The sequence below is a fragment of the Sphingobacterium corticibacter genome (assembly GCF_003076635.1).
In the GTDB taxonomy this organism is placed as follows: domain Bacteria; phylum Bacteroidota; class Bacteroidia; order Sphingobacteriales; family Sphingobacteriaceae; genus Sphingobacterium; species Sphingobacterium corticibacter.
The window spans coordinates 153,073-167,318 of sequence record NZ_QDKG01000007.1; the positions used below are offsets into that span (position 1 = coordinate 153,073).

At 41.5% G+C, this 14,246-nt stretch carries 12 protein-coding genes; 7 read left to right on the forward strand and 5 right to left on the reverse strand.

The window, feature by feature from the left end:
- Nucleotides 1-21: 21 nt before the first annotated feature.
- The 4 genes from rlmD to DC487_RS15920 all read left to right on the forward strand — a co-directional run bounded on the left by rlmD (nt 22) and on the right by DC487_RS15920 (nt 3,457).
- Complete coding sequence (rlmD, locus tag DC487_RS15905; protein ID WP_116776958.1) at nt 22-1,428, forward strand: 23S rRNA (uracil(1939)-C(5))-methyltransferase RlmD; 1,407 nt, start codon at nt 22-24, stop codon at nt 1,426-1,428.
- Between the two features lie 4 nt (nt 1,429-1,432).
- Complete coding sequence (locus tag DC487_RS15910; RefSeq protein WP_116776959.1) at nt 1,433-1,831, forward strand: hypothetical protein; 399 nt, start codon at nt 1,433-1,435, stop codon at nt 1,829-1,831.
- Between the two features lie 58 nt (nt 1,832-1,889).
- Nucleotides 1,890-2,660, forward strand: a complete 771-nt coding sequence (locus DC487_RS15915; protein WP_116776960.1) for a hypothetical protein — start codon at nt 1,890-1,892, stop codon at nt 2,658-2,660.
- 104 nt (nt 2,661-2,764) lie between these two features.
- Entirely contained in the window at nt 2,765-3,457 is a 693-nt protein-coding gene (locus DC487_RS15920) for an OmpA family protein (RefSeq protein ID WP_116776961.1), read from the forward strand.
- A 233-nt stretch (nt 3,458-3,690) separates the two neighbouring features.
- Here the strand turns inward: DC487_RS15920 and typA are convergent, their stop codons facing one another.
- A complete protein-coding gene (typA, locus tag DC487_RS15925) occupies nt 3,691-5,496 on the reverse strand; it encodes a translational GTPase TypA (RefSeq protein WP_116776962.1) in 1,806 nt (601 codons plus the stop codon).
- 113 nt (nt 5,497-5,609) lie between these two features.
- Between typA and DC487_RS15930 the strand changes: the two genes are divergently transcribed.
- Complete coding sequence (locus DC487_RS15930; RefSeq protein WP_116776963.1) at nt 5,610-6,269, forward strand: SGNH/GDSL hydrolase family protein; 660 nt, start codon at nt 5,610-5,612, stop codon at nt 6,267-6,269.
- Nucleotides 6,270-6,365: 96 nt separating this feature from the next.
- Here DC487_RS15930 and kbl read toward each other — a convergent pair whose 3' ends face one another.
- Both kbl and DC487_RS15940 read right to left on the reverse strand, forming a co-directional pair.
- Nucleotides 6,366-7,556, reverse strand: a complete 1,191-nt coding sequence (gene kbl, locus DC487_RS15935; RefSeq protein WP_116776964.1) for a glycine C-acetyltransferase — start codon at nt 7,554-7,556, stop codon at nt 6,366-6,368.
- A gap of 145 nt (nt 7,557-7,701) precedes the next feature.
- Nucleotides 7,702-8,112: a DUF2147 domain-containing protein gene (locus tag DC487_RS15940; protein WP_116776965.1), complete on the reverse strand. Its 411-nt coding sequence runs from the start codon at nt 8,110-8,112 to the stop codon at nt 7,702-7,704.
- A gap of 194 nt (nt 8,113-8,306) precedes the next feature.
- On the opposite strand from DC487_RS15940, the gene DC487_RS15945 reads away from it, so the two are divergent.
- Nucleotides 8,307-8,657 carry a phage holin family protein gene (locus DC487_RS15945; protein WP_116776966.1) on the forward strand — a complete coding sequence of 117 codons (351 nt, stop codon included), beginning with the start codon at nt 8,307-8,309 and terminating at the stop codon, nt 8,655-8,657.
- 106 nt (nt 8,658-8,763) lie between these two features.
- Here DC487_RS15945 and DC487_RS15950 read toward each other — a convergent pair whose 3' ends face one another.
- Nucleotides 8,764-10,170: a hypothetical protein gene (locus tag DC487_RS15950; protein WP_116776967.1), complete on the reverse strand. Its 1,407-nt coding sequence runs from the start codon at nt 10,168-10,170 to the stop codon at nt 8,764-8,766.
- Nucleotides 10,171-10,200: 30 nt separating this feature from the next.
- On the reverse strand, nt 10,201-12,624 hold the full coding sequence (locus DC487_RS15955; protein WP_116776968.1) for a TonB-dependent receptor: 2,424 nt from the start codon (nt 12,622-12,624) through the stop codon (nt 10,201-10,203).
- Between the two features lie 602 nt (nt 12,625-13,226).
- Here DC487_RS15955 and DC487_RS15960 point away from each other — a divergent pair.
- Nucleotides 13,227-14,036, forward strand: a complete 810-nt coding sequence (locus DC487_RS15960; protein WP_116776969.1) for an AraC family transcriptional regulator — start codon at nt 13,227-13,229, stop codon at nt 14,034-14,036.
- The last annotated feature ends 210 nt before the right edge of the window (nt 14,037-14,246 follow it).

Below are 14,246 nucleotides of genomic sequence, written 5' to 3' on the forward strand. Positions count from 1 at the left end.
AAAGCGTATTTTTGTGCCCAAATGGGAAAGAGAATACCTCAGGACAAGAAATTTGTCTCTGATATAGAGATAATTGACATCGCCGAAGAAGGAAGAGGCGTCGCAAAACAAGACGAGCTAGTCATGTTCATTGAAAAGGCAATACCGGGAGATATTGTTGACGTAGAGCTGCTTCGCAAGAAAAAGAATTTGGTAGAAGGGAAAGTGACTGCCGTGAAAACACCATCTCCACATCGGGTAGAACCTTTCTGCAAGCACTTTGGCGTATGCGGCGGTTGCAAATGGCAACACATGAACTACGAAGCGCAATTGCACTTCAAAGAGAAATATGTGAACAATGTATTGACTCGCATTGGCAAAGTAGATACTTCCGCGATGGAAACGATACTGGGATCACAAGAAACGTCGTATTACCGCAACAAGTTGGAATATACTTTTTCCAATAAACGCTGGTTGACCAACAAAGATGAGCAGACAGAAGATCAGGATATGAATGCCTTGGGCTTTCACGTACCCGGTCGCTTTGATAAGATCTTGGATATAGATCACTGCTATTTGCAGGCTGATCCTTCGAATGATATCCGGAATAGCATTCGTGCTTACGCAGCTGATCACGGAATTTCGTTTTACGATTTGCGCGCACATCAAGGTGCGCTCCGCAATGTCATTATCCGCACCGCTTCTACAGGTGAAGTAATGGTGATTGTGGTATTTGCATATCCTACGCAAGAGCAGATCGATCAGTTAATGGAGTTCATATCGGTTAAGTTCCCCACTTTAGCATCGCTATTGTACATCGTGAACCAAAAAGGCAACGACACGATCTTTGACCAAGAGATCATGGTATATCGTGGCCGTGATTTCATTTACGAAGAGATGGAAGGCTTGAAATTTAAAGTCGGCCCAAAATCATTCTACCAAACGAATTCTGCTCAAGCCTACGAACTATATAAGATTACGCGTGATTTTGCTGGGCTTACTGGCGAAGAGACAGTGTATGATTTGTACACGGGCGCTGGCACGATTGCCAACTTTGTGGCGCGCAACGCCAAACAGGTGATTGGCATAGAATATGTACCTTCTGCTATTGAGGATGCGAAGATCAACTCCGAGCTCAACGACATCAGCAACACGAAGTTCTATGCCGGTGATATGAAAGACGTATTGACCATTCCATTTGTCACTGCACATGGTAAGCCCGATATCATCATCACCGATCCGCCAAGAGCAGGGATGCACGCCGATGTGATTAAATGTTTATTGGACGTGGAAGCACCAAAAATTGTGTATGTAAGCTGTAATGCAGCAACACAGGCTCGGGATATTGAGCTACTATCTGGAAAATATCAGGTAGATCGCATCAAACCGGTGGATATGTTTCCACATACGCAACACGTGGAGAACGTAGTTCTTTTGACCAGAAAGTAGGAAGATGAATATAGAAGAATTATTAGCAGAGCCTTCGGGCAATGGCGCTGAAAAAGGAAAGGGCAACAGCCCGCTGGAAAGTCTTAAAATCGATCTAGATTTCTATAGCGATGCGATCAAAGAGGTATCTACCGACCTGATCGCCGCAGAATATTCTGCGCATCCTATTTTCGTAGCGCACCAACATAGTGTGAAGATTGGAGAGGTGATCTTGGATAAAGGCGAGTTGAACACGTCATGGACGATCAACGTAAGTACCTTGGAGGAATTCGTGGAGAACGGCATTATTAAAGAAGATCGAAAAGACTATTTTGTCAAGCAGTTTAAACCTGCCGATCAGTACATGTGTCTATTCGTAGTCGTTCCAGAAGGTGCTAATTTTGTATTTTATCCTTTCAAATAAAAGGTTTAGCGTTATTTAACATCCTGAATAGCGATCTTTGGTTAATTTAGATTATTACATGAACCGATTACTACTATATATCCTTTTCGCCTCTTGCCCGCTTTTCGCGGTGAGTTTGCGCACGTCTGCCCAAACTGTTGGTGAAGAACGTAAGAATATATCGGGTATGGTATTAGAGCGGGGCACCAATAATACGCGCATTGCGGATGCAAATGTAACCAACCTAAACTCGCAACAGAAAGTTCGGACATCCATGCAGGGTATCTTCACGATGCCTGTAGCTCTAGGTGATAGTCTATCGATAGAGAAAGTTGGCTATGGCACGATAAAAACACAGATTAACCGCATTGAGGATATCATTTTGGAGATGCAATCTGGTTTACAGATCGAAACGGTAGTTGTTTCGCGTGGTACACGCGAAGCCGAGATGCGCGGCATCATGAAAGATTATGAACGCAAAGGCGTTTATCGTGGTGGGCAAAATTCTGTAGGCACCTATTTAGCTAGTCCCGCAACGGCATTGTACAATCTTTTTGGTAAAGAGCCCAAAAATGCAAGGCGCTTTCAGGAGTTTATGGATCAAGAGCTAGAGGAGACGAAGATCGATCGTATTTTCAACAAAACGATCGTGACAGAGTTAACTGGCTTGGAGGGTGAAGACTTGCAATCCTTTATGGATTGGTATCGCCCATCGTTATCTACCGCAGAGAAATGGGGCAGATACGATTTGATGGTATATATTAATAAATCTTTTGATGCATGGGATGCCAATGGTCGCCCGAAATCTCAAAAATTGCCTAAGCTGGAAATACCGCCACAAGAGAAGTAGACCACTAATTGGCTACAACAAAATTTATTTTCCACACCATAGCTTTATTTTGGCATTCGCTTTGATTATATATCGTAAAGAAGCATTCATTTATCTTTTAACTTATGACAATTAACAAAAAAATATCCATTTATGGTTTGTCGCTAGCGACATCTGCTATGCTGTTCGCTAGCTGTTCGACCATACAAAACGCAAGTAACACTACTAAAGGTGCTGCTATTGGCACAACCGCTGGTGGTGTATTAGGCGCAGTGATCGGAGGAAAAGCAGGTAATACTGCAGTGGGTGCAATCGCTGGTGCAGTGATTGGTGGAGCTGCTGGTGGATTGATCGGTCGTAAGATGGATAACCAAGCGAAAGAAATTGAAAACGCGGTAGCGGGTGCAGAAGTGATCAAAGCGGAGGAAGGTATTATCGTGAAATTTGATAGCGGTATTCTTTTCGACTTCAACAGCACACAGCTAAAAGGTGACGCAAAAACAAATATTGCCAAATTGGTAGAGACGTTGAACAAAGAGCCTGATACGGAAATCTTGGTTATAGGACATACAGACAATGTTGGTTCTGTAAGTGCGAATCAGAAAGTGTCTGAAGGTCGTGCAAAATCGGTGCGTGATTACGCCGTATCGCAAGGGTTACTAGGTGGCAGAATCAAAACAGAAGGTAAAAACTTCTCAGAGCCTATCGCTACCAATGATACCGATGCTGGACGTGCTGAAAATCGCCGTGTAGAGATCGTAATCGTAGCGAGTGAGAAAATGCAACAGGACGCAAAACGCGAAGCTGGAACTAACTAAAAGTAGTATATAGGTAATGAAAAAGCTCCGGGAGATGATCTCTCGGAGCTTTTTTGTTTAGGCATTTATTTATGCCAAGGTAAAGTATACAATTGCAAAAAGAGCAAATGAGCCGTCCCAGCCAAAATCTTAGCGTTGGTGAATACAGCTCTCCAACAGATCAGCATAGCGAACAATAAAAAAGCTCCTAACATTGACGTTAGGAGCTTTATCTGCTGTAAAGCAGATTATGTTTACTGGAACTTTTTGGCGTTAACCTTACGTTCGTTCTCCGTCAAATAAATCTTACGTAGGCGCATGCTCTGAGGCGTTACTTCGATGTATTCATCTGCTTGGATGTATTCCATACATTCTTCCAATGAGAATTTGATGGCTGGCGCAATACGTGTATTGTCGTCTGATCCAGATGCACGCATGTTGGTCAACTGTTTACCTTTGGTTACATTGATCGTTAAATCATTATCACGGATGTGCTCACCTAAGATTTGACCTTCGTAAATATCCACTCCTGGATCTACGAAGAAACGGCCACGATCTTGCAATTTATCGATAGAATATGCAGTTGTAGAACCTGTATCCAAAGAGATCAATACACCAGCCATACGCTTAGGAATAGTACCTTTCCAAGGCTCGTAACCTTTCAAACGGTGCGCCATTACGGCTTCACCAGCCGTAGCGGTCAATACGTTGTTACGCAAACCGATGATTCCGCGAGAAGGAATAGAGAATTCCAAATGCTGCATATCACCTTTAGCTTCCATAATCAATAGCTCACCTTTACGTTGTGTAACTAGCTCGATTACTTTACCAGAAACTTCAGCAGGTACGTCTACTACCAATTCTTCAATTGGCTCACATTTTACGCCATCAATTTCTTTTACGATAACTTGTGGCTGTCCTACTTGCAATTCGTATCCTTCACGACGCATAGTCTCGATCAATACGGATAAATGGAGGATACCGCGACCATATACTAACCAAGCATCTGGAGATTCGGTTGGTACTACGCGTAGTGCCAAGTTTTTCTCCAATTCTTTTTGCAAACGATCGTAGATATTACGTGAGGTTACTAATTTACCTTCTTTACCGAAGAATGGTGAGTTGTTGATGGTGAACAACATGTTCATCGTTGGCTCATCAATGCTCATTACTTCTAATTGCTCTGGATTTTCGAAATCGGCGATCGTATCACCAATATCAAATCCTTCAATACCTACTACGGCACAGATATCACCAGCATGTACTTCTGGTACTTTGATACGACCAAGGCCTTCAAAAACTTGAAGCTCTTTCACGCGGGATTTCACAATCTTGCCATCACGTTTCACTAAAGAAACCGGTTGGTTCTCTTTGATGGTGCCACGAGCTATACGACCGATCGCGATACGACCTACGAATGTAGAGTAATCTAAAGAAGTTACTTGCATCTGCAATGTACCTTCTGATACTTTTGGAGCAGGGATATGATCCAAGATGGCTTCTAATAAATCGGTAAAGTCCGTTGTTGGTTGTTTCCAATCGGTAGACATCCAACCTTGTTTAGAAGAACCATAAAGCACAGGGAAGTCTAATTGATCTTCCGTAGCGCCTAAGTTGAAGAACAAGTCGAATACACTTTCGTATACTTCGTCTGGACGACAGTTTTCTTTGTCGACTTTGTTGACTACAACAATAGGTTTGATACCTAAAGCTAACGCTTTACCCGTTACGAAACGCGTTTGAGGCATTGGGCCTTCGAAGGCATCTACCAAAAGAACAACCCCATCGGCCATTTTCAATACGCGCTCTACCTCACCACCAAAATCGGCGTGACCAGGGGTATCAATGATATTAATTTTTACATCCTTATAGGTAACAGATACGTTTTTGGAAACGATAGTGATACCACGTTCACGCTCCAAATCGTTGTTATCTAGGATAAGTTCTCCTGCGTTTTCATTTTCTCTGAATTGATTCGTGAAATAAAGAATCTTGTCAACCAAGGTCGTTTTACCGTGGTCAACGTGAGCGATAATCGCTATGTTTCTGATGTTCTGCATGCTACAGCTTGTCGTGTAAAATTCTAAGGTGCAAAAGTATAAAAATAAAAACAACTAATCACTAAATTTTAAATGATATATTTGGAATACATGAATAATAAAGATTTCTTAATATGAAATGGCTTTTAACAGTAGTAACAACCCTATTTATGGCGCATCACATGTCGGCACAAAATAAGACCGACTGGGCGAATTTTGGCAAATATGAAGCGGCCAACGCGCAGGAAAAAAGTGGACGGGTGGTATTTATGGGAAACTCCATTACCGAAGGTTGGAAAAATCAACGTCCTGAATTCTTTAGTAAAAATGGCTACATCGGTAGAGGAATTGGTGGGCAGACAAGTGCGCAAATGCTGGTTCGGTTTCGGAAAGATGTAATCGATCTAAAGCCGAAAGCGGTCGTAATTTTGGCTGGCACCAATGATATTGCGCAGAATCAAGGCTACATTTCGCAAGAAAATATCTTGGGCAACATCCAATCGATGGTAGAGCTAGCGGAACTTCACCATATCAACGTGTATTTGTGTTCGGTGCTACCTGCTTACGAATTTGGCTGGCGGAAGGAGATCCAAGATGTGGCCAATCAGATTGTGCAATTGAACACACTTATTCGCTCGTATGCCGAAAGCAAGGGTATTCCGTATGTAGATTATCATTCGGCACTCAAAGATGAGCGAAACGGATTGTCGGTAGCGCATGCAAAAGATGGTGTACACCCAACAGCGGCAGCTTATGAAATCATGGAAGCCACATTACAGAAGCAGCTGAAATAATGTATAAGTAGGATTTAATCCAAGCTTATAAAAGCAGAACACCCGAACCAAATTGGTTCGGGTGTTCTGCTTTTATACGGACAACCGATCTGACGATTACGATATTACGTTCAGCTCTTTACCTACTTTGGTAAATGCCGCAATGGCTTTGTCTAGATGCGTGCGATCATGGCCAGCTGATATCTGCACGCGAATACGCGCTTTATCTTTAGGCACAACTGGATAGTAGAATCCGATGACATAGATACCTTCTTCCAGCATTTTGGCAGCGAACTCTTGCGCTAACTTCGCATCATACAACATTACTGGTACAATAGGATGCACTCCTGGTTTGATATCGAATCCAGCAGCAGTCATTTGCGCTCTAAAATAAGTCGTGTTTTCTTCCAATTTATCGCGCAATGTGGTGGTTTCGCTCAGCATATCTAAGACGGCAATGGAAGCACCAACAATCGCTGGCGCCAAGGTATTAGAAAAAAGATACGGTCTAGAGCGCTGACGCAACATATCGATAATCTCTTTGCGACCAGAGGTAAAACCACCAGAAGCACCACCCAACGCTTTGCCAAGCGTACCGGTAATGATATCAATTCGCCCCATCACATCACATAATTCGTGCGTACCACGCCCTGTTTTGCCAATAAAACCCGAACAGTGCGATTCATCGATCATGACTAGCGCATCATACTTATCAGCCAGATCACAGATTTTGTCTAAAGGCGCTACCGATCCATCCATTGAGAAAGCACCATCGGTCACGATGATACGATGACGCGCCCCTGATGCCGCTTGCAATTGCGCTTCCAAATCTTGCATATCGCAATTCTTGTAGCGGAAACGCTGTGCTTTACACAAGCGAACGCCATCGATAATCGAAGCATGATTCAGTTCGTCGGAGATAATCGCGTCCTCAGCGCCAAATAAGGGTTCGAAAACGCCTCCATTAGCATCAAAAGCGGCCGCATACAAGATAGTATCTTCTGTGCCTAAAAATTGTGACAGTTTATCTTCCAATTGCTTGTGCGTATCTTGCGTACCGCAGATAAAACGCACGGATGACATACCATATCCATGTGAGTCAATCGCTGCCTTGGCAGCGGCAATCACATCGGGATGTGAGGATAATCCCAAGTAATTATTCGCACAGAAATTGATCACTTCTTGTCCTGTATTTATTTTTATATCTGCTCCTTGAGGCGTGGTGATGATGCGTTCTTTTTTGTAAAGTCCGGCTTCCTGAATTTCCGCTAACTCTTTTTGTAGTGCGGCTTGCAAGTTGTGGTACATATATCGAAAATCCTTTTATTGTTGCGTGTATATCCAAAGATACAATATTTTTGCGGCTCGTTTGGTCTTTGTGATGAAGCTTTTCGGGTACTATAAAAAAGGACAGCTGTTGCTGTCCTTCGTATGAGGAATGCTGTGTTCTATTTTATTTAATGCGGGTGAATACTTCCGTACGGCCCAACAAACTGACGCCGACGAAACCGCGCACTTCCAACTTATCTCCTTTTGGAGTCATCTTGCAGCTGTAGGTTTTTCCAGATTTCGGATCATAGATTTCACCACCTTCGTAGGTATTTCCTTTTTTGGTGAAGTTTTTCAAAATTTCCAGACCTTCTATTTTACGATCGCGAAGACTTTTATCTGGATTTTTCTCATCCTTTTTCGAAGAATCTTTTATCCAATATAATTTTCCGAAATACTTATCACCCCGTTTAAAAATCTCTACTCTACCTTCTTTACTGGAATTTTCCCACTTACCTACAATCGGGTCAGAAGACTGCGCAAATAATGAAAATGCGATCATTACCGCGCTTAAAACTAAAATTATTCTCTTCATAGCTTTTATTGTTTACAATTGTTATGCTTAAATATACAACTTTTTTACTATGCAAGCATAATACAATCTTGAGTTGTATGCTGTAGTACCGCTAATACTAGAACAGATGATAACTCTTAAGGTTCTTTTGAAAGGTATAAATTGGCATTTGTTTTGTCTAGGATTTATTAAATCACTATTTAACTATATACATTATGCATTTTATACTTTCACTTCTTCTTACCGGGCTTATCATTGCGGGAGCATCTTATATTATTCCAGGCGTAACGGTCGACGGTTTTGGTTGGGCTATTGTAGCTGGCTTAGTCATTGGCTTAGTGAACGGGATTGTTGGCGGAATCTTGCGATTATTCACTTTTCCATTGAACTGGTTGACCTTTGGCTTAGTTTCTTTTATCATTACGGTGTTGATGATTATGCTCAGCAGCAGCATTATGGGCACCAAATTTCAGGTAGATGGATTTTGGTCGGCTTTCTTTTTTGCGATTGCCGTAGCCGTGATGGAAATGATCTTAGGTGCGTTAGTAGCACCGAAAAGTCGTTAAGACTTATTTAGTCATATAAACAAGAACAGCAGCAAGTAACCTTGCTGCTGTTCTCTTATTGAGACCTTGCGAAGGTCTTATTTTTTTGTATAAATGTAAAACGCGACTAGTAAGCTCCGATAAAGAAACTTCCTGCTTGACCTTTCAATCTAATACCTTTGGTAACACTGTTCGTTTTCCAGTTAATGATATACAGGTTACCATCCTTACCGCTAGGTGTTAGTGGCACGTAAGCCAAGTCACCATCTACACCAATGTTTTGGAATTGTCCGAAAGTAGTAGACAGACCTGCATCAGAGGAAACTTCTGTAGATAATTGCGTCGCAGTTCTTGCATTCAGATCTATCAAAGCCAAATATCCACCCGCAACACCAGTTTCAGTAAACAAGACCAATCCTTTGCCTTCGCCGAAATATCTCCAAGCTCTGATAGCTAGGTTATTTGATTTGTTCAAAGCTGTTTTAAGATCAAAGTTGTAGCTATTGTCATAATCACTGGTTGATTTGCTAATACGCAAAATCTGAGAACCTGAAGTCGCTGTTGCTTGGTACACATTGCCATCATTTCCTACGTATTGAGTCATTGTACGGTAGCTGTGGTTAGCAGCTTTACTTTGTGTTGACCAGATCAATTTTGGATTAGCCAGCGAAGGGTAGTCTAACACCAGTGTTACCGTACCTTTGATGTTTGCTGCGTCATTAGCCCACGACCAGCTTACTGCCTGCGTTTCAGAATTCACTGATCTCTGCGGCCCTTTAGATGGATCTACTTTGCTGATATTACATCCGATATATAGTTTATTACCGTTAATCACTGGTACATCCACACGCCCTACAGTATAACCTTCTGCTTTTTCTGCATCGGTAAATGGGAAAACAAATTCAGTCGTGTTCGGCACACTTGGATTATTTAAGTCGATGATTGCTACATCAACTGTACCGCGCACATAATCATATGTTTGTGTACCAGCAGTCGCTTTTGCTCCATCGATTGGTGCTGAAGCCCCTTCAATCTTAACCCCAACACCTACACCTTCAGCAGCTTTCACCCATCGTGGTGAAGAACTCAAGATACTAGCTACATTTAGTTCTTCATTCGTATCTTCAAACTTGTTTGTGCCTGTTACCCGGTATTTGTTAAATACCCCCCCGTTAGCGCCAGTATATTGGATGTTGTACAGGAAATTTCCATTTACAGAACCTTGTACACGAGCTGTTCTTTCGGAACGTAGTGCATATCCAACTCCATTAGCAAAAATATTAAGCTCTTTGGAAGCATCGCTCGCTTCCGCTAATGTAAGCGCGTGCGCCAATGTACCACCATCACCTGCTCTATTTGTCTCGGCATCTGGAAAAGCAGCTGTCAACGTTATAAATTGTCTTGCCTCTGTATCTGGGCCAGATCCTGCATTAGGGTTTTCACCACCAGGTCCATCATTTTTAGTACATGATGCCATTGTACTCAATGCGATTACCGCACCGAATAAGGTCGTTTTAAAGAGTGTTTTGTTCATGATTTATATAGATGAGTTAAATGTTTAATTTTATTTAGTAAAGTTGTTTAGCATATAGTTGAGCTTCAGATAGTAGCCGCGCCCAGGTTTCTGCACGCCAAAGTTGTCGTAGACCTCGCCATTCGTGATATTCTTGACATCTAGGCTGACGATAAGCTTTCCATTCGGAGTGCGATAACTCGCGCCCACGTCGTGATAAAATTGCGTTGGCGTCCTAAACCAATCTTCTGAATCAAACCATACGGTGGTAAATGGTGCCACGTAACCCGTATTGTAGAACAAATTGACGGTCGACTTTTTTTGGATCAAGTTGTCGAGGCGATATTGTACACTCCCATTCACCATAAAGTAAGGCTCATTAGGTAACTGACGGTTGAAGAAGCGGTGTGGGTTTCCATTTTCGTCAAACTCCGTTTTCATCAAAGTGTTGAATCGCGACAAGTTTACCAATAGGTTGAGTCTGTTGGCATACACGTAAGTCACCTCCGCCTCGAATCCACGTGATTGTGTGCGGCCAATATTGATGAATCTCGTAGTTTGTAGGTTGGCATCACTTTCTCGACCTACGATTACAGAATCTACCGCTTCGGCCGCAATCTTATCATAACCATTGCGCCAGAACGCACTCGCATATAAAGACAGTCTGTTCTTATCATCCGATAAGGCTTCATAACGGAATCCTGCATTGTAGTTGACATTACGCTCCGGTTTTAACTCCAAATTCTCGACAATATTCGTTTCCGGACTTCCAAAGATTTGTTCGTCGCGAGGTGAGATAAAGCTGTTCTCCATAGAAGCAATCACGTATAATTTCGGGATCACATTATACGATGCTGTAAAACCATATCCGGGGTTTCTGTTAGTTAGCGTGGTCGTGGTACCAGCATTATCGTAATGATTTTGGTTGATGGTGTATTTCGCCAATACATTTGTTTTCAATTTATTATTCAACGTTTGTGCTTCGTAGTTGAATCCAAAAATATTGGTCGTCGTATTTCGCTGATTTTGCGAATTCATTGGAGCGGACGGATTCAGTAAATCCTCATCTTGACGCCGTGTAGAGTTTAGATTATGATTTACGGAGAGACGATGACCTTGCGCAACCATATACGAAAGATTGGTGCGTGAATTGATAATATCACGATCAATATTGGTAATGACAGCAGCTCCCTGTTGGCCTCGGCCAACAGGACGTACCAAAGGAACGACCACGCCATTACGTATAATTGTCATCGGATTACCATCCCAGTTATACATTGTTCTGGCCGTATCTTGTAGATAGGTGCTTCGTTTGCTATATACCGCATTTACATTTAGGGCCAAACCAGCTAGTAAGAAATTATTCTTGATATAATTTAAGCTAAAGACATGTGCCTGGTATTCGTTGAATCTCCCTACGTAAGGCTGCGCCATGGTAATTCCATGCGGAATATCTTGATAGGTATCCGAAATGTTGTATCCTACGAAGAATTGATCTGCCCATTTCACATCGGTGAAACCAAATTCAAAACGTCCAGAAATCGATTTGTAGGTATTATTAAACCTTTTGAATCTGTTGTAACGTGTGAGACGTTGCTGTGCATCAGTCATCATGGCAAATTTGCCCCACATCTCGTAGCTGTTGTCTGTATAGATATAAGCGCCGGAGAGACGCGTGGTAAAGCCCGATTTTTGATTCCGGTAAAGAGCAGCCACGTCAGATTGGAACGTATTAAATGAGCCATATGATACCGCTGCCGCAATGTTATTAGCAGATGCATCTTTACGCATAATGACATTAATCGCGCCACCTACATAGTCACCCGTAAGATGGGATGGCAATACGCCTTTATACACTTCGATGCGTTCAATCATGGCTGGAGGTATATTATTTAGGTTGAACGATTGACCAAAGGTCGAAATAGGTGTACCATCCAAAAAGATACCCACCGCACTACCTGACATACCATTCAGGTTATATTCGATTTGGGAGCCGATACCACCGTTTTGACGTACACGCACACCTACAGCACGATCCAACAATTCATTCGTCGTTAAATTTCTAAGCGAAGCTTCTTTGGTCTCAATCACTGCGACCGCAAAACCACTGGTCTCCATATCCTTTTTTACGGTTTTGCGTTCTACCGCTACCTCTTCGATATTTGTTTCTGACTTGCCAGTGACTACAATGTTTACAGACTTAGTTGGACTGTCTACATTTACTTCTTGGCGATGTGTGTTGATGTCTATCGCTGTAATGACTAGATAAATACGTCCATAAGGAACGTTTTTTATCTCGTACCTACCTTTATGATCAGTCACAGCTCCAAGATTTGTTCCTTCAACACTGATAGTGATGTGGCTAGCCGCGCTACCATTCTTCTGTGTCAGTCGCCCTGTTAGAGAGCTGAATTCTTGAGCTTTGACGCCACAAAGCGCCCAAATCGAAATAATTGTAAAAAAGTACTTAAGCATATTAAAAATAACTTCATATTTAGACAAAGTCTAAATAAACTTGGCGTGACAAAAATACATCTTAGAAATACTTAATTTCGACGCTAAACGAAATTTAGATGACGCTATCAGAAATTTAGATTGATGTACAACTAGCTCACAATCTGATATTTAAAAAAATAAGAACAATTATTTCACCTTTAGTAAAAAAATATTCACACACAAGAGATATATGTATTAATATTTCAGTTGAACATCAAGCCTCAGCCTTTTCTCAAATGGTCTACTTAATGAGAACCAAAAAAAGATACATTATTATAAATCGCCTTATCCTAAACATCCTTTACAATAGGTGATAATAATGGCATTCATAGTACAAAAATCTAAAAATACTTATACTAAGCAAGAATCTATAGTACTCGTTACATGAGGCACTAGCTAGTTGATTCTAACTTAAAGGCTAGATGACTAGATGAATGAAGTTAAGCTATAAGAATACGTACCAGCTTCAACGCAATCATATAGCCAAAATTCTTTACTATATTTACTTCCTTTAGAAAAAGTCTAAATTAATATTGGGTTAAATTGAATAAGCCATCTTACATCAGGCAGATAAAGTAATTATGGGAGATTATACAAAACTAGGAAATGTACCATTCATTTTTCAGAATTTTGGGCAATCATGGGAACAGCTCGAATGTAGATCCGTACGATTGAAAAAACCTACACTTCTAATTGCTTGTTGTGCCGACAGTAAGGATGTGTTTACCTACCGTACAGATGATGTAGTGCATAACGTTTCACCGGGGCAAACAGAATCAGTCTATCTTGAAAGCAATAGCCAACTAGATATAACGACACCCAATAACGCCGTGGCGATCCTATTGCTCCTTTGTATGGATGCCGCAACAGATTTAGATCTTAATAATTTGATGCCATTATGCCTTACTGATAAACAAATTGGAAAGACCACGGTCCACACTAGCTACCTGATCAAAAAAATAGTCGCCGCAAGCCAGTCAAGATTGCCACAAAGCCGACTGCTATATAACGCCCAGATTTTCGAAATACTGTACCACCAATTAACTGATAACTTGCAAGAAGAAACTCACCAATTATCTATCCACTACGACAAAGTAAAGTTGGCGAAGTCTATCATCCATGAAGACCTCAGCAAGAAAATCACCATCCCAGAGTTGGCTAAAATCGTAGGAACTAACGAACAGTATCTCAAAAAATACTTTAAGGTATATTATGGAAAAACAATTGCAAGCTACACGACCGAAGTTAAGATGGAGCATGCACGAATACTTTTATCTTCTGGTAAGCACCTTATTGTAGATGTTTCTAGAATGACAGGCTATAAGCACTCTACGCATTTTACAACTACTTTTAAGAAATACTACGGGTTTAAGCCTATTCAGCTTAAATAATTCCACTTGACATTCATTTTATACTGGGAAAACTATCCTCTGTATTTGTAGATAATTACAAAATAGTTCCCAATCACAAAATCTATAAACACAAAAAAGCCCTTGCAAAGTTTTTTGCAAGGGCTTTAGTATAAAATTAGGCACCGACCTACTCTCCCACCTGTTACGGCAATACCATCGGCTCTGGCGGGCTTAACTACTCTGTTCGGA

What these genes read in the sequence shown, in the direction of transcription:
- rlmD (WP_116776958.1), top strand. Translation starts at nt 22, where the DNA reads ATGGGAAAGAGAATACCTCAGGACAAGAAATTTGTCTCTGATATAGAG.
- DC487_RS15910 (WP_116776959.1), top strand. Translation starts at nt 1,433, where the DNA reads ATGAATATAGAAGAATTATTAGCAGAGCCTTCGGGCAATGGCGCTGAA.
- DC487_RS15915 (WP_116776960.1), top strand. Translation starts at nt 1,890, where the DNA reads ATGAACCGATTACTACTATATATCCTTTTCGCCTCTTGCCCGCTTTTC.
- DC487_RS15920 (WP_116776961.1), top strand. Translation starts at nt 2,765, where the DNA reads ATGACAATTAACAAAAAAATATCCATTTATGGTTTGTCGCTAGCGACA.
- typA (WP_116776962.1), bottom strand. Translation starts at nt 5,496, where the DNA reads ATGCAGAACATCAGAAACATAGCGATTATCGCTCACGTTGACCACGGT.
- DC487_RS15930 (WP_116776963.1), top strand. Translation starts at nt 5,610, where the DNA reads ATGAAATGGCTTTTAACAGTAGTAACAACCCTATTTATGGCGCATCAC.
- kbl (WP_116776964.1), bottom strand. Translation starts at nt 7,556, where the DNA reads ATGTACCACAACTTGCAAGCCGCACTACAAAAAGAGTTAGCGGAAATT.
- DC487_RS15940 (WP_116776965.1), bottom strand. Translation starts at nt 8,112, where the DNA reads ATGAAGAGAATAATTTTAGTTTTAAGCGCGGTAATGATCGCATTTTCA.
- DC487_RS15945 (WP_116776966.1), top strand. Translation starts at nt 8,307, where the DNA reads ATGCATTTTATACTTTCACTTCTTCTTACCGGGCTTATCATTGCGGGA.
- DC487_RS15950 (WP_116776967.1), bottom strand. Translation starts at nt 10,170, where the DNA reads ATGAACAAAACACTCTTTAAAACGACCTTATTCGGTGCGGTAATCGCA.
- DC487_RS15955 (WP_116776968.1), bottom strand. Translation starts at nt 12,624, where the DNA reads ATGCTTAAGTACTTTTTTACAATTATTTCGATTTGGGCGCTTTGTGGC.
- DC487_RS15960 (WP_116776969.1), top strand. Translation starts at nt 13,227, where the DNA reads ATGGGAGATTATACAAAACTAGGAAATGTACCATTCATTTTTCAGAAT.